This window comes from Achromobacter sp. MFA1 R4, assembly GCF_900156745.1.
In the GTDB taxonomy this organism is placed as follows: Bacteria; Pseudomonadota; Gammaproteobacteria; order Burkholderiales; family Burkholderiaceae_B; genus Achromobacter.
In genome coordinates this window covers 114,796-141,610 of sequence record NZ_LT707065.1, presented here as the reverse complement: position 1 = coordinate 141,610, position 26,815 = coordinate 114,796, and the positions used below count along the sequence as shown (strand labels likewise).

Sequence of the window (26,815 nt, the reverse complement as noted above, 5' to 3'; positions counted from 1 at the left end):
CATCATGCCCAACGAAGCATCGATCAGGGACGAGCTGGCTGCCTTGTATCAGGTTCATCGACGTCAACTGCTGCACACCGCCACGCGCATCCTCGGTTCGCGGGACCTGGCCGATGACGTGGTCCAGGACACGTATCTGAAGCTGTTGGAAGGTCCGTCGCCCAAAAACGTGCGCGAGCCGGTGGCCTATCTGTTCCAGACCGTACGGCATCTGTCGATCGACTACCACCGGCGGCGCGCGCTGGAATCGCGCCTGTTCGCGGGCCAGGAAGACGGGCAGTACGCCGTATCGGAATCCGTGGCGGAGGACGCGGCGGTCAGCCATCAGGCGCTGGCGCTCGCCGTCCAGGCCCTGGCCACGATGTCGGCGCGCACCCGCCGAGCGTTCGAACTGCACCGCTTTGAAGGCTGCACCCAGCGCGACGTGGCGCGCGAGCTTGGCGTGTCGACCACGCTGGTGAACTTCATGATCCGCGATGCGGACGTGGCGCTCAATTCCTGCCGCGAGTATCTGCTGCCGGGCTAGGGCGCATCGCTTGCCGTCTGCCGCACCGGAACGGCGCGGGCAGCTCGAAACGCCTAAATTCCGCACCGCCTTGTTCGTCAATGTAAATAAGAGTCAATTCCGTCTTCAGGGCGGCATTGATGCACACAGGCTCGTCTGGAGATGGATCGCTATGAGTTGTTTTGATCGTGATGACGCAGTGCTGCGCGTGTTGGTGAACGACGAAGACCAATATTCGTTGTGGCCGGATTTCAAGGCGACGCCGCCGGGCTGGCGCGACACGGGAACCAAGGGCGACAAGCAGACCTGCCTGGCGTTCGTCGAACGCGTGTGGACCGACATGCGGCCCGCATCGCTGCGCCGTTTCATGGATGAACAGACGCCGACGACCCCGCAATGACCGCGTCCACCGTCACCTTGCTGTGCCTGCCTTGCGCGGGCGCCAGCGCCACGATGTATCTGCGCTGGCGGCGGGCGTTGCCCGCCTGGCTGCGCGTGGTCCCCGTGGAGCTTCCCGGGCGAGGTGAACGGTACGCGCAAGCTTACGCCGCCGACCTGGATACGTTGGCGGCGCAGCTTTGCGATCGGCACGAAAGCGATCTGCAAGGGCGCTTCGTGCTGTTCGGCCACAGCATGGGCGCGCTGCTGGCCTACCGCATGGCCTCGCGGCTGCGCCGGCAAGGCCGCCGCTTGCCGGAACTGTTGATCGCCTCGGCAAGTCCGGCCCCCGCGCTGCGCGATCCGGCCCGCTTCGATGGCCTGGATCACGACGATGCGCTGATCGCCGACATGCGCAAACAGGGCGGCACGCCAGAAGCGGTGTTCGCCGACGATGAATTGCTCCGCCTGGCGTTGGACACGCTGGCGGCCGATTACCGCCTGTGCAAATCCCATCGCTATGCGGCGCAGCCCCCCTTGCCGGTGCCCATCGCGGTGTTCGCCGGTCGAGAGGACGACATCACGCCCCTGCAAGTGTCGGGCTGGGGCGCCGAGACGTCGCGGGGTCACACCGAAGCGTGGTTCGACGGCGGGCACTTCTTCATCCGGCATCAAGAGCTCGCCGTGCTGGCGGTCCTGCGGGACCTGCTGGCGGGCCTGGACTGCAAGGCAAACCATCATGCAACAGCTCTGCCTGCCTGAAAGCGTCCCCGCCGACGTCGAGGTCTGGCGCATCGCGCTGGCGGACGGCGCAGCACCCGTATCCACGCATGGACTCTCCCACGACGAGGTCCTGCGCATGGGGCGTTTTCGTCAGGTCGATGACGCCCGTCGCTTTGCCGACACGCGGCGAACCCTGCGTGCGTTGCTGGCGCGGCGGCTGGACGTGGACGCGCAGGCGCTGGTCTTCACGCGCGGCCTGCATGGCAAGCCCGCGCTCGCCGCCGCGCAGCGCGGCGCGTGGGAGTTCAGCGTGTCGCACGCCGGGCAGGCGGCCTTGGTGGCGTTGTCGAATCAGCGCGCCGTGGGCGTGGACATCGAATGGGGGCGGCCGTGCCTGGATGTGCAGGCGATGGGGCCCCTGTGCCTGACAGAAGATGAGCGCGAGCGCGTCGCGCACGCGCCGGATGCCGCCGGCTTCTACCGCCATTGGGTGGGCAAGGAAGCCGTGCTCAAGGCGCTGGGGCTGGGCATCGGGCTGCACATGCAGCAATTGTCCGTGACGCCCGCCGACTGCGGCGAATACCGCTTGCGGCATTGCCTGCCGGGCGTCGATGCCGAGGGCGCCGTCTGCGCCTGTGCGTTGCCGGCGCCTGCCGGCTACCTCGCGGCGCTGGCCTGGCTGGACGATCAGGGCGGCAGCGCATCGCCGCGGCGGCCTGCCTGAAGGCGCGGCGTCGCCTTTCGCACAAGGGCAGTCGGGCGCCGCGGGCGCCCAATTACTGTGGAAAGAGAGCAATGGAACGATTCGAGCGTATTGCACCGGCAGGCAGCGAATTGCCCCTGCTGCTGACGCCGGCCAGCGCCGGCGAACCGGTCATGATAGCCCTGTCGCGCCTGCGAGCCCAGATCGACACCGCGTTGATCACCGTCGGCGGCGTCCTGCTGCGCGGCTTCGATGTGCCGTCGGTGGAGGTGTTCAAAGGCTTCGCGGCGGCATTCGGCCACGAACTGCTGAGCTATGAATTTGCCTCCACGCCGCGTAGCGCCGTGTCCTCGGGTGTCTACACCAGCACCGAGTATCCGGCGCATCAGCACATTCCCCTGCACAACGAACAGGCCTACACGCGCGACTGGCCGATGAAGATCTGGTTCCATTGCGTCAAGGCCGCGTCACAAGGCGGCGAAACCCCGATCGCCGACAGCCGCAACATCTATCGCCGCATGCCCGCCGCCATCCGCGACCGCTTCGCGGCGGGCTTGCTGTACGTGCGCAACTACGGCGATTTCGATCTGCCCTGGCAAGACGTGTTCAACACCGATGAACCGTCGCAGGTGGAGGCCTTCTGCCGCCAGTCCGGCATCGAATGGGAATGGCTGGACGATGGCGCCTTGCGCACGCGGCAGCTGTGCCAGGGCGTGGCGCATCATCCGCTGACGGGCGAAGCGGTGTGGTTCAACCAGGCGCATCTATTTCATGTGTCGGGCCTGCAGCCCGAGGTGCGCGAGTCGCTGGAAGACATCCTGGGCGTCGAGAACCTGCCGCGCAACGTCTATTACGCCGATGGCCGGCCGATCCCCGACGAGGTCTTTGACGAGGTGCGCGCCGTGCTGGCCGACGAGACCGTCACGTTCGGCTGGCAGGACGGCGACGTGATGATGCTGGACAACATGCTGGTCGCGCATGCCCGCACGCCATTCTCCGGGCCGCGCAAGGTGGTGGTCGCGATGGCCGAGCCGCACGGCAACCGATCCGCATCCGGATTCCGACCGGGCCTCGATGCAAGCGCCCAGCCCCTTGACTGCCTGGCGTAGACGTTGATGAATCATCCGGCCTCCCTTTCCGAAACCACCGTCAGCATCGCCGCGCGCCTGCGCGAACTGGCGCACAGCCGCGCCGACGATACCGCGTTGATCGTGCTTGACGCGCAGGGCGAAACGTCCTACAGCTATGGCGCGCTGGACCTGCGCGTGAGGGCGCTGGCCGCCGCGCTGCAAGCGCGCTACGACATCGGTTCGCGCCTGCTGCTGCTGTTGGACAACGACGAGCACTACGTCATCGCATTCTTTGCGTGCATGGCCGCGGGCATGACCTCGGTGCCGGCGTTTCCGCCGCAATCCGCGCGCGATCAGCAACTGGAGCGGCTGCGCCTGATGGCCAGGGACTGCCAGGCCGCCGGCGTCCTGACCACGGCAAACGTCGCGGGCTGGCTGCAGGACAGCGAATCGGTGTTCGCGGGCGTGGACGTGATGGCGGCGGACCGCGTCGATACGGCCGACGCGCAACGGTGGCGGCCCTTTGAGCCGGCGGGCGAGGACGTCGCCTTCCTGCAATACACCTCGGGCTCGACCGCCGCGCCCAAGGGCGTCATGGTGACGCACGCCAACCTGATGGCGAACGAAAGGTCCATCCAGTCCGGCATGCTGACGCGGCGCGAAGACACCTTCGTGTCGTGGCTGCCGCTGTATCACGACATGGGGCTCATCGGCGCGCTGTTGCAGCCGGTCTACGTCGGCTGCCGCGTCGTGTTGATGACGCCCAAGTACTTTCTTGAGCGGCCGTTGCGCTGGCTTGACGCCATTTCCACCTATCGCGCCACGGTCAGCGGCGGGCCCGACTTCGCCTACCGTCTCTGCGTGGAGCGCGTGACGCCCGAGCAGATCGGCAGGTTGGACCTGTCTCACTGGCGTATCGCCTTTTCGGGCGCCGAACCGGTGCGCAACGACACCGTCGACGGGTTCGCGGCGTTGTGTGCGCCGGCGGGCATGCCGCGCCAGACCATCTACCCGTGCTACGGCCTGGCCGAAGCGACCCTGTTCGTGTCCGGCAATCAACGGGGCGACGGACCGCTGATCACGCGCTTTGACGAAGCCGGCCTGGCGGGCGGCCAATTGCGGCCGGCGCCCCTGGGCACGCCCCTGGTCGCGTGCGGCGTGCCTGCGGCGGATCACCGCGTGCTGATCGCCGACCCGGCGACGGCCGAACCCGCCGCGCCGGGAACGCTGGGCGAGATCTGGACGGCCGGTCCCAGCATCGCGGCCGGCTATTGGGGCAACCCGGAGGCCACCCAGAAGGCGTTCGTGGAGCGGGACGGCCTGCGCTGGCTGCGTTCCGGCGACCTGGGCGGCTTTCACGGCGGCCAGTTGTATGTGAACGGCCGCCTCAAGGACTTGATCATCGTGCGCGGGCACAACGTCTACCCGCAAGACATCGAGCGCGTGATCGAGGCGCGGGTCGATGGCGTCAGGAAAGGGCGCGCGGCGGTGTTTCGCGTGGATGGGCCGCAAGGCGAGGGCATCGGGGTGGCGGTCGAGATCTCGCGCACGCATCGCAAGAAGGCGACTGCCGCCGCCACGGTGACGGCGCTGAACCACGCCGTCGGCATCGCGTGCGGCGAGCCAGCCTTCGTGACCCTGCTGCTGGAACCGGGCGCCTTGCCCAAGACGTCCAGCGGCAAGCTGCAACGTGCCGCCACTCGCCAGGGGTGGCTGGACCGGACCCTGGACGCCTACGCCATCCATCAAAACGGCGGCTTCCTGCTTGGCGGGCCGGTCGACGAGCCCGCGCCGCAGCCGGCCCGCGGAGACACCGAACAGGCGCTGGCCGCCATTTGGGCCGAGGTCCTGGCGCGCGAAGCGCCTGGGCGCGACGCGCACTTCTTCGATCTGGGGGGCAATTCCCTCAGCGCGGCGCAAGTGGCCGCCCGGATCCGCGCGCACTGGTCGGTGGACATGCCGCTGCGCGCCGTGTTCGAACACCCCGAACTGGCGCAGGCCGCCGCGTTGATCGACACGCTGCCCCGGCTGAATCCAGGGCATGAGAGCGTGCCCGTGGCGCTGGCGCCCGCGCGGCGGCTGGCCGATATGCCCTTGTCGCCCGCGCAGCAGCGCTTGTGGCTGGTGGACCGGCTGGCCGCCACGCCGGCCCAACGCGCCGCCTACAACCTGAGCGCCGTCTACGAACTGCAGGGCGAGCTGGACCTGGACCGGATGGCGCGCGCCCTGGACGGCACGTTGCGGCGCCACGAGATCCTGCGCAGCATCTACCCGGAAGACGAGCATGGCGATCCGGTGGCGCGGGTGTTGCCCTCGGTGTCGCTGCCGCTGCCGGTCACCGATTTAGGCGCGCAGCCGGATGCGGCGCCAGCGCACATTGCGGCCTGCGCCGCGCAGCCCTTCGACCTGGCCACCGGCCCCCTGTTGCGCGCGGCGGTGCTGCGCCTGGCGCCCGGCCGGCACCTGCTGGTGCTGGCGGCGCATCACATTGTGTTTGATGGCTGGTCGGCCGGCGTCTTCCTGCGCGAGCTGTGCGCAGGATACGAAGGTCGTGAATTGCCTCCCTTGACCTTGCAGTATGGCGATTACGCCGCATGGAGCCAGTCGCAGGCGCAGTCGCCCGCCATGCAGGCGGGACTGGACCATTGGCGGCGCGCATTGGCCGGCGCCCCGGCGCTCAGCACGTTGCCGGGGGACCGCGAGCGGGCCGCCGTGGCGGACCTGCGCGGCGCGACGCTGCGCCTGCCCATTCCCGCCACCCTGACCCGTCGACTGGCCGACCTGGCCCGACGCCACGACGCCACGCTGTTCCAGCTGCTGCTTGCGTCGTTCCTGTGGGTCTTGCACCGCCGCTCGGGCCAGGACGAGCTGGTCATCGGCACGGACGTGGCCGGCCGCGACCACGTCGAACTTGCGCCATTGATCGGCTTTTTCGTCAACGTCGTGCCGTTGCGCATGCGCGTGCGGCGGGAGCAGGCGTTCGCGGACTGGCTGGCGCAGGTGCGCGATGGTGTGCTGACCGCGTTTGAACACCGGCACGTACCGTTTGACCGCATTGTCGACGCCACCGGCGCCGCGCGCGACCGCAGCCGCAACCCCTTGGTGCAGGTGCTGTTCGTCATGCAGAACACGCCGCAGCACGAATTCACGCTATCGGGCCTGGCGATAGAACCGCGCCATGCGCCCGCCACGGACTCGAAATTCGACCTGGGCGTTTTCGTGCACGAGCATGAACAGGGCCTGAACGTGGCGTGGACGTACGCCACGGCGTTGTACGACCCGCCCACGATTGAACGCGTCGCCCTGGAATGGGCGGAACTGTTGCGCCAAGTGGCCGCCGAGCCCGGCTTGCCCTTGAGCGGTTACGCCTTGCCCTCTTTCAAGGAGCCTCGCATGTCTGTCGCCAATCCGTCGCCCGCCGCCAAGCTGGACCGCCTGCGAAGCCTGTCCGCGCGGGGAGCCGCGGCGCCGGCCGCCGCGCCCGCCGCTGCACACGCCCCGATAAGGACCTCGTTCCTGTCGCCCGACCGGCAATTCCCCATCGTCGTCGAGGCGCTGGACCCGGACCTCGACCCCATCGCCTGGGCAGCGGCCGAGCGCACGCGCATCGAGCGCTGGCTCGAGGCGCACGGCGGCATCCTGTTCCGCAACTTCGCGATCGGCACGGCGCAACAGTTCGAGTCCTTTGCCGAATCCGTCGAACCGGTGCTGTATGGCGACTACGGCGACCTGCCGAAGAAGGAGGGCGGACGCAATACGTACCGCTCGACCCCCTATCCCGAGAAGCAGATGATCCTGTATCACAACGAAAGCGCGCATCTGGATCGCTGGCCGCGCAAGCAGCTGTTCTTCTGCGAACTGCCGTCTCGTGTCGGCGGCGCCACGCCCATCGTGGATTGCCGCGAGATGCTGCGCCGCCTGCCCGGCGATCTGGTGCAGGAGTTCGAACGCAAGCAGCTGCTCTACATCCGGACGTTCACGGATCGCCTGGACGTCAGATGGCAGTCATTCTTCAAGACGGATGATCGCCGGCAGGTGGAGGCCACCCTGCGCCAGGCCGGGATCGATTTCGCCTGGGTGGGCGAGGACGCCTTGCAAACGCGCACGCGCTGCCCGGCGGTCATCACGCACCCCGTCACGGGCGAGCGCGTCTTCTTCAACCAGGTGCAATTGCATCACCTGCACTGCCTGGAGCCCGAAGTCCGCGATCACCTGTTGAGCACGGCCGGCCTGGAGCGCGTGCCGCGCCACGTGTGCTTTGGCGACGGCAGCCCCATTCCCGATGCGGTGATGGACCTGATCGGCAAGACCTATGAGGACTGCGCGGTGCGCTTCGATTGGCGGCGGGGCGATGTCGTGATGCTGGACAACATGCTGGCCGCGCATGCCCGCGATCCCTATGAGGAGCCGCGCAAGGTCGTGGTGGCCATGGGGTCGATGTTCGACCGCGCCGCGCTGGGCGCCCAGCCGGATGCAGGAGCCAGCCGATGAGCAACGCCACCGATACCGCGGCGCGGGACCTCCTGCCGCTGAGCCCCGAACAGCGGGCATGCCTGGCCCGGTCCGGGCACGCCCCGGCCGCTCGCCTGATGCTGGCCCGGATGGCATCGGAACGCGACGGCGACGCGTTGCGCGCGGCGTTGAACCGCGTGGTCGCCTCGCATCCGGCGCTGCGCTTGCGCTTTTTCGAGGTGCCGGGATACCGGGGCCTGCGTCAGCAACCGGACGGCGATGCCGCCTGGACCTGGGAGGTCGTGGCGGGCCAGGGCAAGGATCCGCACCGCGCGGTACAGGCCTGGCATGGCCGCGTCGCCGCCCAACCGGGGCTGCACGCCGCCTGGTTCACGGGCGCCGGGCAGGGCGGCTGGCTGGCCCTGGCCGCAACGCCGCTCATCGCGGATGAGGGCTCGATGCTGCAACTGCTGAACGACGTCGCGCGGGCGCTGGAACCGGGCCTGGCCCCACGCGCGATGCCGGACCCCGATGCCGGCGAGGACGCGCCGTTCGACTACACCCACTACGTGCTGTGGCGCCAGGAGCTGGCTGCCGATCCGGAGGGCGAGCCGGGGCGCGCGTATTGGCGCGAGCAGGGCGAGGCGTCCGGTCTGGAGGCGCCGCGCCTGTCCTATCGCGCGACGGGCGCGGCGCAGGATAGCGCCGCGCTCGCGATTTGCGCCGCGGACGCCTCGGCCGCGCATGGCGTGACGCAACTGGCGCAGCGCCTGGACCTGCCTGTCGAAACCGTGCTGCACGCCGCGTGGCTGGCGTTGCTGGGCCGGCTGACGGGCGGCTATCGTCACGTGACCGGCTGGCGGCACGACTGCCGCGCCGATTACGACATGCTGGCCGGCGCGGTCGGCGCGTACGAGAAAGTGCTGCCGCTGGCTGTCGACTGGCAGGCGGACGATGCGTTTGAACACTGCGCCCGGCAGCTTGCCGAGCGGCGCCTCGCGCATATCGGCGCCCAGGAACACTACCCGCTTGCCGCCGATGCCGCCAGCCGGCACCAGGAGGTCGGGTTCGCCGCGATGCCGCAGGGCTTGCCTGGCGCCGGCGTCGCGGCCGTGCGCTGGGAATGCGGCGCCGGCCCGGCGGACTTCGATCTGGCCCTGCAGGTTGTGCTGACGCCGGCAGCCGATCAGGTCGCCCATTTGCAGCTGGCCTACGCGCCGCACCGCTATGGCGCGGCGGCCGTGCGGGGCTTGCTGGCGCAGTATCTGGAGGTGCTGGCGCAAGCGGCCGGCGCGCCGGAAACCCCTTTGTCCAGGCTGTTGCCGCCTGCCGCGCCCGATACCGCGCTGTATGCGGGCGAAACCTGGGATGCCGGCGCGCAGCCGCTGCTGGCGCAGGTGCTGGCGTGGGCCGCGCGCACGCCGTCGGCGCCGGCCATCGTCGACGAGGGCGAGACGCTGGATTACGCGGCGCTGGCGGTCCGGGTGGATCAGGCGGCGCGCGTCCTGGCGGCGCAGGGCGTGACGGCAGGCGCCGTCGTCGCGTTGCGCCTGCCGCGGGGCGCCGACCTGATCGTTGCGCTGCTGGCGGCATGGCGTTGCGGCGCCGCGTATTTGCCGCTGGACCCGCAGTGGCCCGAGGCGCGCTGCGCGGCGCTGATGCAGGATGCGTCGGCGGCGTGCGTGGTGCAGCGCCCGCAGGACGCGTCGCCCTTTGACGGCGTGGCGCGGGTGACGTTGGGCGCCGGCGTGTCCGACGCCGCGCTCCCTGCGCTGAACGACGCGGCGCTGCTGCGCCAACCCGCGTATGTGCTGTACACGTCGGGTTCCACGGGCGCGCCGAAGGGCGTGGCGGTGGGGCAGCGCGCCTTGCTGAACTATGTCGCGGGCGTTACGCGTGCCATGGGACTGGACCAGGCGCGCCGCTGGGCGCTGACGGCCACCGTCGCTGCCGATCTGGGCAACACCGCGCTGTTTGGCGCGCTGTACAACGGCGCCGCGTTGGTGATCGCCGGCGAGGCGGATGTGCAGGACGCGCAGTCCTTCTCGCATTTCCTTGGCGCGCAACGCATCGATGCCATCAAGATGGTGCCCTCGCATCTGGCCGCGCTGCTCGATTGCGATGGCGCCGCGGCGCCGCGTACGGTGATCCTGGGCGGCGAGGCGACCTCCGCCGCGCTGGTGCGGCGCATTTTCCAGCTGACGCCCGATTGCCGGCTGTTCAACCATTACGGCCCCACGGAAAGCACGGTTGGCGTCATGGTCCATGCCGTCACAGCGGCCGCGGATGCCGGCGCGGGCGGTGTGCTGCCGTTGACGCGCGCATTGCCCGGCTGCCGCATCCGACTGCTGGACGCGGACCTGACACCGACGGCGCAAGGGGCGCTGGGCCAGGTGTACATCGGCGGCGCGCAACTGGCCAATGGCTACCTGCGTGCATCCGGCGACGACGCGTTCATTGACGATCCGTACCTGCCCGGGCAACGTCTTTATCGCAGCGGCGACCTGGCGTACGCGCTGCCGGACGGCGGCATCCGTCTGGCCGGACGCGCCGACCATCAGGTGAAGGTCCGGGGCTTTCGCATCGAACCGGCCGAGATCGAAGCGGCGCTGCTGAGCCTGCCCGGCGTGCAACAGGCCGCCGTGCTGGCGATGCCCGGCGCGGCGGGCGTCGAATTGACGGCATGCGTGACGGTGGACGAGACGCATCCGCCCCAGACGGACGCCGACCTGCGCGCGGCGCTGGCCGCGCTGCTGCCCGCGCCGATGCTGCCCTCGCGCATCCAGCGTCAGCCCGACCTGCCACGCCTGCCCAACGGCAAGGTGGACCGCCATGCGCTGCAAGCGCGGGTCGTCGCGGTCCAGGACGCGGCGCCGACGGCGCCGGTGGCGCCTCGCGATGCGTTGGAGACGGTGCTGGCGGGGTGCGTTGCTGTTCTGCTGGAGCGCGACAGCGTTGGCGTGCATGACGACTTCTTCTCGCTTGGCGGCCATTCACTGCTGGTCATCAAGCTGGTGACGCGGTTGCGCAAGCAATTGCGCGTCGAGGCGGCGCCGGGCCTGGTGTTCGACCATCCCACCGTGGCGCGGCTGGCCACCGCCTTGCGCCAGCAGGCCGAGGACCCCGCGCAACTGGACCAGATCGCGCAACTGCGCGTCCAGCTGAACAACTTGTCGCCCCAAGAGCGCGCCGCCCTGGCCGCCCAAGTGACGGAGCCCGCATGAGCGATACCCAGCAAGCCCTGTTGCGAGCCTTGCTCGCCGAAGACGACAACGATGAGGACGCCACGCTGGACGCCTCGGCGATACCGGCAAGCGAAGAACGGGACGACGCGCCCCTGTCGTATTCGCAGCAGCAGCTGTGGTTCTTGCAGAGGCTGGATCCCGCCTCCACCGCCTACAACCTGCCGCGCGCCTTGCGTTTCCGGGGAAAGCTGGACGTCCAGGCGTTGCGTCAAGCCTTCGCCGCGCTGGCCCGCCGCCATGCGGTCTTGCGCAGCACCTTCCATGAACAGGATGGCGAGCCGCGCCAGCGGGTGGACGCCGCCCACGCCTTCACGCTGGACGTGGTCGACCTTGGCGCGTTGGCGCCCGGCGCGCGTGAGGCCGCGCTGCAAGCGCACTGCGCAAGGATCGCAACCCATGTCTTCGACCTGGCCCGGGCGCCCGCGCTGATCGCGTGCGTGTTCAGGATGGCAAGCGACGACCACGTGCTGGCGTGGTGCCTGCATCACATCGTGTCGGACGCGTGGTCCAACCCCATCTTCATGCGGGATCTGGCGCAGGCCTATGGCGAGATCGCCACGTCGGGCGTCGCGGCCGCGAACGAAACGCCGCGGCGCTACAGCGACTTTGCTGCCTGGCAGCGTGCGCATGCGCAGGCCGGCGGCTATGCGGCGCACGTGGCGCATTGGAATGCGCACCTGGGCGATGATCTGCAAGACCTGGTCTTGCCCGCGGACCATCCGCGTCCCGCCGTGCTGGGCGCCGAGGGCGCTGCGCGGTACGTCGACGTCCCCGCGGCGCTGGTCGACGGGCTGCGCGCGTTCTGCCGCGCGTCGCAATGCACGCCGTTCGTGGCCCTGTTCACGGCGTGGCAACTGTTGCTGGCGCGGCTCAGCGGGCAGACCGGCTTCGCGGTGGGCGTGCCCAGCGCCAACCGCAACCGGCCGGAGCTTCAGGAGCTGCTCGGTTTTTTCGTGACGACCCAGGTGTTTCGCGTGAATGCGCCGGCAACGGCCACCCTGGGCGAGATATGCCAGGCCGTGCGCGCCGACGCGCGCGCCGCCATGAACCATGCGGATCTGCCGCTGGAACTATTGCTGGAAAGCCGGGACGTCGTACGCGACCCGGCGCGCAGCCCCTTGTTCCAGGTGCTGTTCGGCCTTCAGGTGGGCAGCGCCGGTCCGGGGCTGTCCTTGCCCGGCGTGAACGTGGAACGGCTGGCGCTGCCCGAGCGCAGCGCCAAGTTCGAATGGTCGCTGGATCTGCTGTGGGACGATGCCGCCGGGCCGTCCCCGGCGTTGCATGGCAGGCTGGAGTTCAACACGGCGCTGTACGGCGAGGACACGGCGGCGCGGATGTGGCGGCGCTATCTGCGGGTGTTGGAGACGCTGGTGACGCAGCCAGACAGCCGCGTGGCGGCCCTGGACCTGATCTTGCCGGAGGAACGTGCGCAGGTGCAGGCCTGGAGCCGCAACGCTACCCAACATGTCCAGCGCGCGCCGGTGCATCGCCTGTTTGAACAGCAGGCCCGCGCCACGCCCGACGCCATCGCGCTGGTGTGCGGCGACGAGTCGCTGTGCTATGCCGACCTGAATGCCCGCGCCAATCGCCGCGCGCATGACCTGATCGCGCGGGGCGCGGGCCCTGATGCGCGGGTCGCCATCGCCGTGCAGCGCTCGGTGGACATGGTGGTGGGGCTGCTCGCCATCCAGAAGGCCGGCGCGGCCTATGTGCCGCTGGACCTGGACTATCCCGTCGACCGGCTGGCCTACATGTTGCGGGACAGTGGCGCGAGGCTGCTGCTATGCGCCCAAGACCTGCCCGATGGGCTGGTGTCCGCCGAAGGCCCTGCGGTCGTGGATCTGCGTGACGCGTCGCTCACGGACGCGGCGCACGATCCGGACGTGGCGCTGCACGGGGAAAACCTGGCTTACGTCATCTATACCTCTGGCTCCACCGGCCGCCCCAAGGGGGCCGCCAACCGGCACGCCGCCTTGACGAACCGCCTGGCGTGGATGCAGCAGGCGTACCGCTTGGGGGCCGGCGACGTGGTGTTGCAGAAGACGCCGTTTGGCTTTGACGTGTCGGTCTGGGAATTCTTCTGGCCCCTGATGACGGGCGCGCGGCTGGTCATGGCGCAGCCGGGAGATCACCGGGATCCGGAGCGCCTCGTTGCGCTGATTCGCGGCCATGCCGTCACGACCGTGCACTTCGTGCCGTCGATGCTTGCCGCCTTCATGGCTTATGAAGCGGCCGCAAGCTGCGTATCGCTGCGCCGCATTCTGTGCAGCGGCGAAGCCTTGCCCGCCGAGGTGCGCGACGACGTGCTGCAACGCATGCCGGGGGCCGAACTGCACAATCTGTATGGTCCGACCGAGGCCGCGATCGACGTCACGGCGTCGCGCTGCATGGCGCAGGATGGCGCGAACGTTCCCATCGGCTCACCCATCTCGGCCACCCAGGCCTGGGTGCTGGATGCCGACCTGAACCTGACCCCGCCGGGCGCCGTCGGCGAGCTGTACCTGGGAGGCATCGGTCTGGCGCGGGGGTATGTACGCCGCCCGGGCATGACGGCGGACCGCTTCGTCGCGGATCCCTTTGCGAGCGAGCCGGGCGCGCGCCTGTACCGCACCGGCGACCTGGCGTCATGGCGCACCGATGGGCAGTTGCTGTATCAGGGGCGGGCGGACCACCAGATCAAGATCCGCGGGTTTCGGGTGGAACTGGGCGAAGTGCAGACGCGGCTGGCGGCGCAGCCGGGCGTGGCGGCCGCGGTGGCGGTCGCGCATGAGGCCGCCAGCGGAACGAAGCTGGTGGCGTACGTGTCGCCACGGGACGCCGCCCGGCAACCCGACCCTGTCGCGTTGCGCGCGGCCCTGGCCGCCGAACTGCCGGATTACATGGTGCCCGCGGTCATCGTGGTGCTGGCGGCGCTGCCGCTCAGCGCCAACGGCAAGATTGATCGCAAGGCGCTGCCCGCGCCCGACTTTCAGCGCGATGGCGGGTTCGAGGCGCCGGTCGGCGACACCGAGCAGTTGCTGGCCGCCATTTGGCGCGACGTGCTGGCCGTGGCCAGCATCGGCAGGCATGACAACTTTTTCGAGCTGGGCGGGGATTCGATCCTGACCCTGAAAATCGTGGCGGCCGCGCGCAAACAGGGCGTGAAGATCGCGCCGCGCGACGTCATGGAGCGGCAGACGATCGCCGCGCTGGCGTTGTCGGCATCGGCGCTGCGTCCCCAGGCCGCATCGGGTCCGGCCCGCGGCCCGGCCCTGCTGGCGCCGGTGCAACACGCGTTCTTCGATCTGTCCGTGCCCAGGCGCGGCCACTGGAACCAGTCGGTGGTGCTGCGCCCCAACGACGACATCGACGTGGCCGCGCTGCAACGCGCCATGGACGCGGTACTGGCGCACCACGATGCATTCCGGCTGCGCTACCGGCAGGATCCGCGGGCGGGGTGGGTGCAGGAATACGACGCCGACGCCGTCGCCCCGCGCCTGGCATTGGCGCCGTCCGGGGACGGCGTCGAGGCCGCGTTGGCGCGGGTGGCGGACACCTTGCAGCGCAGCCTAGACCTGGAATCCGGGCCGGTGACCGCCGCGGCGTGGATCGCGCCGCAAGCAGGCCGTCCGGGCCGGTTGCTGTGGGTGGCGCACCACCTGGTCGTGGACGCCGTGTCCTGGCGCGTCCTGCTGGAAGATCTGGAAACCGCCTATGAGCAGGCGCGCCGCGGCGCGCCGCTGATCCTGCCGCCGGCCACGGTGTCGTTCGCCGACTGGACGCAGGCGCTGGCGCGCTATGGCGCGTTGCCGGCCACGCAAGCGCAATTGCCCCAATGGCTTGCCCTCTGCGGCGATCGTGACGCGCCGCTGCCCGTGGCGCGGCCGCAGGGCGCCAACCGCGTGTCCGACCAGCGCAGCGTGTCGGCGCAGCTGGACCCCGCGGCATCCGCGCGCTTGCTGGCGGGCGGCGCGCGGGCGTATCGGGCGCAGGCCCCCGAGTTGTTGCTGACGGCCGTGGCCCGGGTGCTTTGCGGCTGGATGGGCCAGGAAAGCGTGTTGCTGGAGGTCGAGGGCCACGGCCGCGAAGAGGACGCCACGGGCGTGGATGCGAGCCGGGCCGTCGGCTGGTTCACCTCGCTGTTCCCGTTGCGCCTGTGCCCGGGCGCGGGAGATCCCGGCAGCGCGTTGGCGGCCGTCAAGGCGCAGTTTCGGGCGGTGCCCGACAAGGGCCTCGGCTATGGCGTGCTGCGCACCATGACGGACGCCGGCCGAGCGTTGGCCTATCGTCCGTATCCCCGCATCACCTTCAATTACCTGGGCCGGACCGACGCCGCCGCGCGCGCCTGGACCTGGGTCGACGAGCCGGCGGGCGCTGAACGCGACCCGGACAGCGAGCGCCGCAGCGTGCTGGACATCGGTGTCGCGCTGCGCGATGGCGCCTTGCAATGGACGTGGTCGTACAGCGCCGCCATGCAGGATGACGTCGAGGTGCGCGCGCTGGCCGACGCCTGCGTGGCCGAGCTTGCCCGCCTGGCCGACGTGGTCGACGCGCCCGGCGCGGGCGGCCTGACGCCGTCGGATTTCCCGCTGGCGGACCTGACCCAGGCGCAGTTGGACCGTCTGGCGCCCAACCCGCGCGATGTCGCCGACATCTATCCCCCGACACCCATGCAGCAGGGGCTATTGCTGCACACGCTGATGAATCCCGGCTCCGGCATGTACCTGATGCAGGACCGCTACCGCTTTGACCGCCACCTGGATCTGGATGCGGCGCGCCGCGCATGGGGCCTGATGGCGCAACGCCATGAGGCGCTGCGCGCGGGTTTTGCCTGGCAGGCGGGCGAGACGCCGTTGCAGGTGATCCGGCGCGAGGTCGCGGCGCCGGTCCAGGTGCTGGACTGGCGCGAACTGCCCGTGGAGGCGGCGCTGGCGCAATTGGACCGCCTCCTGCAGGACGAGCTGGCGGCGGGCTTTGACATGGCCGCTGCACCCTTGTGGCGCGTCCGGCTGGCGCGGCTGGCCGACGGCGACCGGATGGTGCTGAGCTATCACCACATCCTGATGGATGCCTGGTGCCGGTCCTTGCTGCTGGCGGACTTCTTTGCCGCCTACGACGCCTTCGCACAGGGGCAGCCGCCGCAGTTGGCGCAGCCCGTGCCGTATCGCGACTTCATCGCGTGGCTGGGGCGGCAGGACATGGCGGCGGCGCGCGCCTACTGGCGCGACGCGCTGCGCGGTTTCGGCACGGTCACGCCCTTGCCGCTGGCGGGCCGGATCGCGCCCACGCCGGGCCAGTCCCGGACCGCGGACGCCGTGGTGTCGCTGAGCCTGGCCGAAACCGCGGCGCTTCAGCGCGCGGCGCAGCGGCAGCAGTTGACGGTGAACACCTATGCACAGGGCGCGTGGGCGTTGTGGCTCGCCCGCGTGGCCGGGCTGGACGACGTGCTCTACGGCGTGACGGTCGCCGGCCGGCCGACGGACCTGAATGGCGTGCAGGACACGATCGGCCTGTTCATCAACACCTTGCCATTGCGGATCGAGGTGCCGGGGCCGGACAGCCCGGTCAGCGTGGCGCAGTGGCTGCGTACGGTGCAGGCGGGCAATGCCGCGCTGCGCGAACACGAACACCTGTCCCTGGCCGAGATCCAGGCCATGGCTGACGTGCCGCGCGGCACCGCGCTGTTCGATACCCTGTTCGTCTTTGAAAACGCGCCTGTCGACGGCGCCTTGCTGGCGCGCGCGCAAGCGATCGGGGCGCGTGCCGATGGCGCCCGCACGCACACCAACTATCCGCTGACGGTCGTGGTCAAGCCGGGCGAGCAGTTGGTGTTGCAGCTGACCTATGACGCCGGCCTGTTCGACGCGGCGTCCGTTCAGCGGGTGCTGGACGGCCTGCGCCATGTGCTTGGGCAATTCGCCGAAAGCGCCGCCTTGCCCTTGGCGCGGATCGGGCTGTTGCCCGAAGTTGAACAAGCCCGCGTGCTGGCGCTTGGGCGGGGCGCGACGCCCGGCTATCCGCTCGAGGCGGGTTACGCCGCGCTGTTCGAGGCGCAGGCTCGCCGCCACGCCGGGCGCATCGCCGCGCGCGATGCACAGGGAGAGATCCGCTACGAAGCGCTGAACCGGCTGGCCAACCGCCACGCGCACGCGTTGCGGGCCGGGGGCGCGCGCCGCGACGACGTGGTGGTGGTGCTGGCCGAGCGTGGCGTCGGCATGCTGGCGGCGGTGCTTGGCGCATTCAAGGCGAATGCGGCCTACCTGGCGCTGGATCCGGCGCTGCCGTCGCAGCGCCTGGCGCAGATCCTTGACCTGTGCCGCGCGCGCGCGGTCATCACGGATCGTGGCGCGGCGGCGGCCCACGCCGATGTGATCGCGGCGCTGCCCGCCACGGTGGCCCGGCACGACGTCGACGCGCCGGCTTCCCGCGACGAGGCCGATCTGCGTGAGCCGGCGCATCGCGACCAGGCCGCCTACGTGATCTTCACGTCCGGTTCCACGGGAACGCCCAAGGGCGTGGTCGTCACCAGCCAGGGCATGCTGAACAACCAACTCAGCAAGATCCCCGCGCTGGGGCTGACCGAGCACGACGTCATCGGCCAGACGGCCGCGCAGAGCTTCGACATCTCGGTGTGGCAGTTGCTGGCGGGGCTGTTGTGCGGCGCATGCATCGAGATCGTGGCGGATAGCGTGGCGCGCGACCCGCAGGCCCTGATCCGCCGCGTGAACGACCGCGGCATCACGGTGCTGGAATCCGTGCCGACCCTGATCCAGGGCATGTTGATGGCCGACGCCGTGTCGATGCCCGGCCTGCGCTGGATGCTGCCCACGGGCGAGGCCAGTTCGGTGGCGCTGGCGCGCGCGTGGCTGGATCGCTATCCGGACGTGCCGCTGGTCAATGCCTATGGTCCCGCCGAATGCGCGGACGATGTGGCGCTGTACCGCGTGGACGACGCCAGGGACGAACCCGGGCCGGTGCTGGCGATCGGGACGGCGGCCGACCACACGCGGCTCTACGTGCTGGACGCGAACCTGGACCTGCTGCCCGCCGGGGCCATCGGCGAGCTTTGCGTGGCGGGCGTGGGCGTCGGGCGCGGCTACCTGCATCAACCGGCGCTGGCCGCCGAACGGTACATCGCCGACCCCTATGCGGCGCAGCCCGGCGCGCGGCTCTACCGCACGGGCGATCTGGCGCGTTTTCGCGGCGACGGCGTGCTGGAGTACGTGGGGCGCACCGACCATCAGGTCAAGGTGCACGGCTTTCGCATCGAATTGGGCGAGATCGACGCTTGCCTGGCGCGGTTGTCCAGCGTGCGCCAGGCGGTCACGGTGGCGCGCGACGACGGCCAGGGCCATCGCCTGGTCGGCTACGTGGCGCCGCGCAACCCGGCGCTGGCGGGGCCACGCGACGATGCGCAGCGCGCCTGGCTGGAATCCGTGCAGGCCGAGCTGGCGGCGGCATTGCCCGCCTATATGGTTCCCGCCGTGTGGGTCGTCCTGCCGTCGATTCCGCTGACGCCCAACGGCAAGGTGGATCGCAAGGCGCTGCCTGCGCCCGACGCACAGGCCTCGTTGCGCCGCTACAGCGCGCCCGAAAGCGATCTGGAACGGCAATTGGCCGATATCTGGGCCGCCGTGCTGGGCGTGCCGCGCGTGGGGCGCGAGGACAGCTTCTTTGAATTGGGCGGCCATTCCTTGCTGGTGATGCGGGTGGTCGCGCGCATTCGGACAGACATGGATATCGAGACGCCGCTGGCCGCGCTGTTCGAGGCGCAGACGCTGGCGCGGTTCGCCGAGCGCGTGGCCGACGCGGCGCAGGCCGGCAAAGGACAGGCAGACGCGCTGAGAAGCATCGACGCGTTCATCGACACCCTGGAGACCTTGTGATGGACGATAACCTGGCCCGGCAGATCGCTGGAAAATTCGCATCGCTCTCGCCCGCGCAGCGTCGCGCCGTGTACGACAAGATGCGCGAACAGGGCATGGAACCGTCGCACCTGCCCATCCTGCCGCGTTCGGGGCGGCCGGTGCTGTCTCACGCGCAGGAGCGGCTGTGGTTCCTGTGGCGCCTGGATCCCCACGACGCCGCCTACCATTTGCCGGGCGTGTTGCGCCTGACGGGCGCGCTGGACGCGGAAAGCGTGCGCCTGGCCTTCGAGCGCGTAGCGGCCCAGCACGCGGCGCTGCGCACACGGTTCGACGTGGACGAGGACGGCATGGCGCATCCGGTGGTCCAGGCGCCTGGGCGCATGGAGATCGCTCAGGCCGACCTGCGCGACGCGCCGCACGCGGATCAGGAAGAACGGGCGCAGGCCATTGCGCGCGGATGGATCGCCGAACCCTTTGACCTGCTGTCGGGCCCCTTGCTGCGGGTGGGGCTGGTTCGGCTGGCTGACGATGAACATCTGCTGGTCACCGTCATGCATCACATCGTGTCGGACGGATGGTCCATCGGTTTGCTGACGGACGCGTTCTGCAAGCACTATGCGGCGCTGCGGGCCGGCGCGGAAGTCGCCTCGCCGCCGCCCGCCATCGCGTACACCGATTACGCGGCCTGGCAACGCGACCTGCTGGCGGCCGGCGAAGAGGATCGGCAACTGGCGTATTGGCGTCAGGCCCTGGCCGGGGATCAGCCTGTTCTGCAACTGAACCCCGACTTCTCCCGGCGTGACGCAGGCGGGCAGGCGGCCGACGCGTGCGTCACCGACGTGCCGCGGGCCCTTGCGGACGAACTGCGCCGCTACGCGCACGCCCGGGGCTGCACGCTGTTTGTCGTCTTGCTGTCTGCATTCCACGCGTTGCTGGCGCGTCACACCGGCCAGGCCGACATTCGCGTCGGGGTGCCCGTGGCCGGGCGCACACGTCCCGAGGTGCAAGACCTGGTGGGGCTGTTCGTCAATACGCAGGTGCTGCGCGCCCGGCTCGCCCCGGACGTGACTTGGTCGGCGCTGGTTGCCCAGACCCGCGATGCCGTGTCGCAGGCGCATGCGCATCAGGACTTGCCGTTCGACAAGCTGGTCGATGCGCTGCAGCCCGAACGCAGCCTGGACCACACGCCTCTATTTCAGGTGTTGTTCAACCATCAACAGTTGCCGGGCGCGGACGGCTGGCAATTGGCCGGGCTGCGTTGCGCGTCGGCATCGTTCGCCCCGCCGACCTTGCCCTTTGTCTTGCAGTGCGATACCGCCGAATACGATGACGGCGGCCTGCGCGTCACGTGGCGATATCCGCGTGCCTCGTTCATGCCCGATACGCTGGCGCGCATGGCCGGACACTATCAAGCGTTGCTGTGCGCGATGGTGCACGACGATGCGGGGTGCGTGTGGGATGCCGCGCTGTTGTCGCATTCGGAGCGCAAGACGTTGGGGGAATGGGAGACGGGGCCGTCTTTGCCGGAGGACTTGGCGGCGGAATTCGGTGCGCTGCCGGTGCATCGCCAGTTCGAACGGCAGGCGCGTCAATGGCCCGACCGCGTCGCGGTGACGTGCTTTGACGCGTCCCTGACCTATGGCGAACTGGACCGCCGCGCGAACCAGCTGGCGCATCGCTTGCAGCGCCTGGGCGTGCGGTCCGAAGACCGCGTGGGAATAGCCGCCGAACGGTCGCTGGACCTGGTGGTGGCGCTGCTGGCGGTGCTGAAGGCGGGCGCGGCCTATGTGCCGCTGGACCCGGACTACCCGGATGATCGGCTGGCGTACATGCTGCAAGACAGCGGCGTGTCGCTGTTGCTGACGCAGACCGCCTTGGCGGCGCGGATGGGCGCGCTGTCGCCGTCGACGACCCTGTTGGCGCTGGACCAGCTGGAAGCGTCCTCCGAACCGGTCACCGCGCCCGACACGCCGCACCACGCGGAGAATCTGGCCTATGTCATCTACACCTCGGGTTCCACCGGCAAGCCCAAGGGCGCGGCAAACCGGCATATTGCGCTGACCAACCGCCTGGCGTGGATGCAGCAGGCGTACGGCCTGACGGCGGACGACGTGGTGCTGCAAAAGACCCCGTTCAGCTTCGACGTGTCGGTGTGGGAGTTCTTCTGGCCGCTGATGACCGGCGCGCGGCTGGCATTGGCCGGGCCGGGCGAGCATCGGGATCCGGCGCGCCTGTCGGCGTTGATCCAGGAACAGGGCGTCACCACGCTGCACTTCGTGCCGTCGATGCTGCACGCCTTCATCAGCCATGCCGAACAGGCGGGCGCGCAATCATGCGCCACGTTGCGCCGCATCGTCTGCAGCGGCGAAGCGCTGGGCGCGGACCTGCAAGCGCGCTGCCTGGCGCTGCTGCCGCAGGCGGGGATGTACAACCTGTACGGTCCGACGGAAGCGGCCATCGACGTGACGCACTGGACGTGCGTGGACGATGGCAGTGGCGTGGTGCCAATCGGCTATCCCATTGCCGGTATCCGCACGCGGGTGCTGGACGCGCAGCTGAACCCCGTGCCCCTCGGCGTGCCGGGCGAACTGTATCTGGGCGGGGTGGGCCTGGCGCGCGGGTATCTGAACCGCCCGGGCCTGACCGCTGATCGCTTTGTCGCGGATCCGGACGGGCAGGGCGACAGGCTGTATCGCACCGGCGACCTGGTGCGCTGGATGCAGGGCGGCCAATTGGAATACCTGGGCCGCCTGGATCATCAGGTGAAGATCCGCGGCCTGCGGATTGAACTGGGCGAGATCGAAGCCAGCCTGCTGTCGCATCCGGCCGTGGAGCAGGCTGCGGTGCTGGCGCAGGACGGCCCGTCGGGCGCGCGGCTGGTGGCGTATGTCGCACCTGCAGACGTGGACACCACCGCGCTGCGAACCGCGTTGTCGGCGGCGTTGCCCGACTACATGGTGCCCGCCGCCTTCGTCACGCTGGACGCGTTGCCCGTGAACGCCAACGGCAAGCTGGACCGCAAGGCCCTGCCCAAGGCGGAATTTGCGGCCAGCCAGGGCTACGCGGCGCCCGAAGGCGAGGTGGAAACTGCGCTTGCCGCCATCTGGTCGCAAGTGCTGGGCGCGGCGCAGGTGGGCCGTCACGACAACTTCTTTGAACTGGGCGGCGACTCGATCCTGAGCCTGCAGATCGTGGCGCGCTTGCGCCAGGCGGGCTGGCAGGTCACGCCGCGCCAGGTGTTCGAGCGGCAGACCGTGGCCGATCTGGCCAGCGTGGCGGTGGCCGCGCAGGCGCAGGACGCCACCGACGAGGCGGTCGGCGATCTGCCGCTGCTGCCGATCCAGGCGGCCTTCCTGGCATTGCCGCTGGCGTCCCACAACCACTGGAACCAGGCCGTGCTGCTGCATGGCGACGCGCCTGTCGATGCGCAAGCGCTGTCCGCCGCCTTGCAGGCCGTGGCTACGCAGCACGCCGCCCTGCGCCTGCGTTTCAAGCGCGAAGACGGCGCGTGGCGCCAGCGCTATGAGGCTGCCCCGGACAGGGCGGACATGCTGTGGCTACGCAGCGATGTGCCGGTGGCCGACATCGAGGCGCAGTGCGACGCCGCGCAGCGCAGCCTGGACATCGAGCACGGTCCGTTGCTGCGCGCCGTGCTGATGCAGGTTGCCGATGGCACGTCGCGCGTGCTGCTGGTCATCCATCACCTGGCCGTGGACGGCGTGTCATGGCGGGTGCTGCTGGCGGACCTGCAACTGGCCTACACCCAGGCGCTGGCGGGCGGGGCGATCACGCTGCCCGCGCGGTCGGCCAGCTTCGGCGCGTGGGCGCGGCGCCTGCACGGCTCGCGCGCGGCGTATGAACCGGAACGGGATTATTGGCGCGCGCTGCCGGCGGGCGATGCCTTGCCGTGCGACAACGCGCAGGGCGCGAACCGCGTCGGCGACCAGCAGCGCGTCGCGCTGGCGCTGGACCGCGCGACGACCCAGGCGTTGCTCAAGGACGCGCCGGGCGCGTACCGCACGCAGGTCAATGACCTGCTGCTGGCCGCGCTGGCGCAGGCGCTGGGCGAGTGGGGCGGGTTGAAGCAGGTGCGCATCGACCTGGAAGGCCACGGCCGGGAGGACGCGACGGGCGAACTGGACCTGTCGCGCACGGTGGGCTGGTTCACCAGCGTGTATCCCGTGGTGCTGGACACGCAAGGCGAGCCCGGGGAACGGCTGATGCGCGTGAAGGAAGCGCTGCGCGCCGTGCCCTCGCACGGATTGGGGTATGGCGTGCTGGCCGATGCGTTGCGCGACCTGCCGCAAGCCCCGGTCCTGTTCAACTACCTGGGCCAATTCGAGACGGTGACCGCAGGCGATGCCGGCTGGCGCATCGCCGCCGAAGCGCCCGGTGCGGGCCAGGACGAGGCCGCGCCGCTGGGCCACGATCTGACCTTCAACGGTCAGGTTCATGACGGGCAGCTGCGTATGTCGCTGGGCTATAGCGGCAAGCGTCACGAACCTGCCCGCATGCAGGCGCTTGCGCGGCACTTTGAAGCGGCCTTGCGCGCGCTGGTGGCGCATTGCGTGAGCGGCGCGCATGGGGTGACGCCATCGGACTTCCCGCTGGCGAGCCTGGCCTGGGAAAGCCTGCGGACGCTGGACATACCCGCGCCGCCGACGCAATGGCAAGACATTTACCCGGTGACGCCGATGCAGGCGGGCATGCTGTTTCACAGCGTGTGGGACGCGGCGGCAGACGAAGGACAGCCGCCCGCCTATGTGAACCAGTTGCGCGTCGATATCGACGGGCTGGACGTGGAACGCTTCCGGCTGGCGTGGACGGCGGCGCTGGCGCGCCACGACGTACTGCGCACCGGCTTTGTGCAACGGGCGGGCGCACCGCTGCAGTGGGTGGCGCGCGAAGTGGAGTTGCCGTATGCGGTGATCGATGCGCGCAGCCGTCAAGATTCATCGCCTCCTGTTCACGCGCTCCTGGACGCGCGGGCCCGCGCCGATCTGATGCAGGGCTTCGATCTGGCATCGCCGCCGCTATTGCGCTTGACCTTGGCACGAACGGCCGAGCATCGCCACCACTTGATCTGGACGTTTCATCACCTGCTGCTTGACGGCTGGAGCGTGACCCAGCTGCTGGGCGAAGTGCTGCGCACGTATGCAGGGTTGCCTGTGGCGGTGGGGGTGGGCCGCTATCGCGACTATCTGGCCTGGCTTTCCCAAAGAAGCGAAGCCGATACGCAGGCCTATTGGCGTCGCTGCCTGCAGGCCCTGGATCAACCCAGCCTGCTGGCCCCAGCACTGGACGTCCGCGGCGAATGGACGCCGGCCGCGGGATACGCGGACGTGCATGCCCGGCTGGATCCTGCCGCGTCGTCGGCGTTGGCCGAGCGCGCACGCCATCATCGCGTCACGGTGAACACCTTGTTGCAGGCGGCGTGGGCGCTGATCCTGGCGCAGGCGACAGGGCAATCCACGGTAGGGTTTGGCGTCACCACGTCCGGGCGGCCCGACACGATGGCGGGCGCGCAGCACGTGCTGGGTCTGTTCATCAACACTTTGCCGTTGGCGGTCACGATGGCGCCCGACAGGCCGCTGGGCGACTGGCTGCGCGGCATCCAGGACCAGAATCTGGCATCGCGCGAGCACGAGCACGCGCCGCTGTTCGACGTCCAGCGCTGGGCAGGCCATGGCGGCAGCGCCTTGTTCGACACGCTGGTGGTATTTGAAAACTACCCGGCGGACGAGGCGCTCAAAGAACAAGGGTCGTCGGGCGTCCGGTTTGCGAATTTGCAGAACACGGAACAAACGCACTACGCGCTAACGCTGGTCGTGACCCAGCAGCGCGGCCTGTCGATGCAGTTGAGCTATGACCGGTCACGCTTGTCGGACACGGTGGCGAACGCGTTGGCGCGTCGCCTGCAGTACGTATTGGCTGGCTTGGCGGCGCACGATGGCCGTGTGGGCGCACTGCCCTTGACCCCGCCAGTCGAAGTGTCCTTGTTGAGTCCGCGGCATGACGGCCTGCCGCTGTCGCCAGACACGGCTCGGCAATACGGCGCGCTGCCGGTGCATCGCCAGTTCGAACGGCAGGCGCGTCAATGGCCCGACCGCGTCGCGGTGACGTGCTTTGACGCGTCCCTGACCTACGGCGAACTGGACCGCCGCGCGAACCAGCTGGCGCATCGCTTGCAGCGCCTGGGCGTGCGGTCCGAAGACCGCGTGGGGATAGCCGCCGAACGGTCGCTGGACCTGGTGGCGGCGCTGCTGGCGGTGCTGAAGGCGGGCGCCGCCTACGTCCCGCTGGACCCGGACTACCCGGATGATCGGCTGGCGTACATGCTGCAAGACAGCGGCGTGTCGCTGTTGCTGACGCAGACGGCCCTGGCGGCGCGGATGGGCGCGCTGTCGCCGTCGACGACCTTGTTGGCGCTGGACCAGCTGGAGGTGTCGTCCGAACCGATGTCCGCGCCCGACACGCCGCATCACGCGGAGAATCTGGCCTACGTCATCTACACCTCGGGCTCCACCGGCAAGCCCAAGGGCGCGGCCAACCGGCATATTGCGCTGACCAACCGCCTGGCGTGGATGCAGCAGGCGTACGGCCTGACGGCGGACGACGTGGTGCTGCAAAAGACCCCGTTCAGCTTCGACGTGTCGGTGTGGGAGTTCTTCTGGCCGCTGATGACCGGCGCGCGGCTGGCATTGGCCGGGCCGGGCGAGCACCGGGATCCCGCGCGCCTGTCGGCGTTGATCCAGGAACAGGGCGTCACCACGCTGCACTTCGTGCCGTCGATGCTGCACGCCTTCATCAGCCATGCCGAACAGGCGGGCGCGCAAGCGTGCGCCACGTTGCGGCGCATCGTCTGCAGCGGCGAAGCGCTGGGCGCGGACCTGCAAGCGCGCTGCCTGGCGCTGCTGCCGCAGGCGGGGATGTACAACCTGTACGGCCCGACGGAAGCGGCCATCGACGTGACGCACTGGACGTGCGTGGCTGACGGCAGTGGCGTGGTGCCGATCGGCTATCCCATCGCCGGCATCCGCACGCGGGTGCTGGACGCGCAGCTGAACCCCGTGCCCCTGGGCGTGCCGGGCGAACTGTATCTGGGCGGGGTGGGCCTGGCGCGCGGGTATCTGAACCGCCCGGGCCTGACCGCTGATCGCTTTGTCGCGGATCCGGACGGGCAGGGCGACAGGCTGTATCGCACCGGCGACCTGGTGCGCTGGATGCAGGGCGGCCAATTGGAATACCTGGGCCGCCTGGATCATCAGGTGAAGATCCGCGGCCTGCGGATTGAACTGGGCGAGATCGAAGCCAGCCTGCTGGCCCTCCCGGCCGTGGAGCAGGCGGCGGTGCTGGCGCAGGACGGCCCGTCGGGCGCGCGGCTGGTGGCGTATGTTGCGCCCGCGGCCGTGGACACCACCGCGGTGCGCAGCGCATTGTCGGCCGCGTTGCCCGACTACATGGTGCCCGCCGCCTTCGTCACGCTGGACGCCTTGCCCGTGAACGCCAACGGCAAGCTGGACCGCAAGGCCCTGCCCAAGGCCGAGTTTGCCGCCAGCCAAGCCTACGCCGCGCCCGACGGTCAAGCGGAGACGCAACTGGCTCAGATCTGGGCGCGAGTGCTGGACACGCCCCGCATTGGCCGGCATGACAATTTCTTTGAGTTGGGCGGCGACTCCATCGCGGTGATGGAAGTCGTGGCAGCCATCAAGCAGGTCCACGGTATCGACGTGCCCTTGCGCGCGCTGTTCGATGCGCCCACCGTCGCGCAGCTGGCGGCGTTGCCGCTGCTGGACGCATTGCGCGGCGCAACGGGCGAAGGCGTTCGGGAACAACGGCAGGCCGAGTTTGCCGCCATCGATTCCCTCTTGAATGAACTGGAGATGTAAGCA

General features: G+C 69.7%; 9 protein-coding genes. All 9 read left to right on the top strand.

Features of this window, described 5'->3' with window-relative positions:
• Positions 1-4 precede the first annotated feature (4 nt).
• Positions 5-526, top strand: coding sequence for a sigma-70 family RNA polymerase sigma factor (locus BXA00_RS00585; protein ID WP_076515315.1), 522 nt, complete (start codon positions 5-7; stop codon positions 524-526).
• Between the two features lie 151 nt (positions 527-677).
• Positions 678-905 carry an MbtH family NRPS accessory protein gene (locus tag BXA00_RS00580; RefSeq protein WP_076515314.1) on the top strand — a complete coding sequence of 76 codons (228 nt, stop codon included), beginning with the start codon at positions 678-680 and terminating at the stop codon, positions 903-905.
• Positions 902-1,645 carry a thioesterase II family protein gene (locus BXA00_RS00575; RefSeq protein ID WP_076515312.1) on the top strand — a complete coding sequence of 248 codons (744 nt, stop codon included), beginning with the start codon at positions 902-904 and terminating at the stop codon, positions 1,643-1,645. Before BXA00_RS00580 ends, BXA00_RS00575 begins: the two co-directional genes overlap by 4 nt.
• Positions 1,623-2,330 carry a 4'-phosphopantetheinyl transferase superfamily protein gene (locus BXA00_RS00570; protein WP_076515310.1) on the top strand — a complete coding sequence of 236 codons (708 nt, stop codon included), beginning with the start codon at positions 1,623-1,625 and terminating at the stop codon, positions 2,328-2,330. Before BXA00_RS00575 ends, BXA00_RS00570 begins: the two co-directional genes overlap by 23 nt.
• Before the next feature lie 71 nt (positions 2,331-2,401).
• Positions 2,402-3,418 (top strand): TauD/TfdA family dioxygenase, encoded by a 1,017-nt coding sequence (locus BXA00_RS00565; RefSeq protein ID WP_076515309.1) that lies wholly within the window; start codon positions 2,402-2,404, stop codon positions 3,416-3,418.
• Positions 3,419-3,424: 6 nt separating this feature from the next.
• Complete coding sequence (locus BXA00_RS00560) at positions 3,425-7,870, top strand: TauD/TfdA family dioxygenase (RefSeq protein ID WP_076515307.1); 4,446 nt, start codon at positions 3,425-3,427, stop codon at positions 7,868-7,870.
• Entirely contained in the window at positions 7,867-11,055 is a 3,189-nt protein-coding gene (locus BXA00_RS00555; protein ID WP_076515306.1) for an amino acid adenylation domain-containing protein, read from the top strand. The genes BXA00_RS00560 and BXA00_RS00555 overlap by 4 nt, the downstream gene beginning before the upstream one ends.
• Positions 11,052-18,941, top strand: a complete 7,890-nt coding sequence (locus tag BXA00_RS00550; RefSeq protein ID WP_076515304.1) for a non-ribosomal peptide synthetase — start codon at positions 11,052-11,054, stop codon at positions 18,939-18,941. The genes BXA00_RS00555 and BXA00_RS00550 overlap by 4 nt, the downstream gene beginning before the upstream one ends.
• Positions 18,941-26,812, top strand: a complete 7,872-nt coding sequence (locus BXA00_RS00545) for a non-ribosomal peptide synthetase (protein ID WP_076515303.1) — start codon at positions 18,941-18,943, stop codon at positions 26,810-26,812. Before BXA00_RS00550 ends, BXA00_RS00545 begins: the two co-directional genes overlap by 1 nt.
• The last annotated feature ends 3 nt before the right edge of the window (positions 26,813-26,815 follow it).

What these genes read in the sequence shown, in the direction of transcription:
- BXA00_RS00585 (WP_076515315.1), top strand. Translation starts at nt 5, where the DNA reads ATGCCCAACGAAGCATCGATCAGGGACGAGCTGGCTGCCTTGTATCAG.
- BXA00_RS00580 (WP_076515314.1), top strand. Translation starts at nt 678, where the DNA reads ATGAGTTGTTTTGATCGTGATGACGCAGTGCTGCGCGTGTTGGTGAAC.
- BXA00_RS00575 (WP_076515312.1), top strand. Translation starts at nt 902, where the DNA reads ATGACCGCGTCCACCGTCACCTTGCTGTGCCTGCCTTGCGCGGGCGCC.
- BXA00_RS00570 (WP_076515310.1), top strand. Translation starts at nt 1,623, where the DNA reads ATGCAACAGCTCTGCCTGCCTGAAAGCGTCCCCGCCGACGTCGAGGTC.
- BXA00_RS00565 (WP_076515309.1), top strand. Translation starts at nt 2,402, where the DNA reads ATGGAACGATTCGAGCGTATTGCACCGGCAGGCAGCGAATTGCCCCTG.
- BXA00_RS00560 (WP_076515307.1), top strand. Translation starts at nt 3,425, where the DNA reads ATGAATCATCCGGCCTCCCTTTCCGAAACCACCGTCAGCATCGCCGCG.
- BXA00_RS00555 (WP_076515306.1), top strand. Translation starts at nt 7,867, where the DNA reads ATGAGCAACGCCACCGATACCGCGGCGCGGGACCTCCTGCCGCTGAGC.
- BXA00_RS00550 (WP_076515304.1), top strand. Translation starts at nt 11,052, where the DNA reads ATGAGCGATACCCAGCAAGCCCTGTTGCGAGCCTTGCTCGCCGAAGAC.
- BXA00_RS00545 (WP_076515303.1), top strand. Translation starts at nt 18,941, where the DNA reads ATGGACGATAACCTGGCCCGGCAGATCGCTGGAAAATTCGCATCGCTC.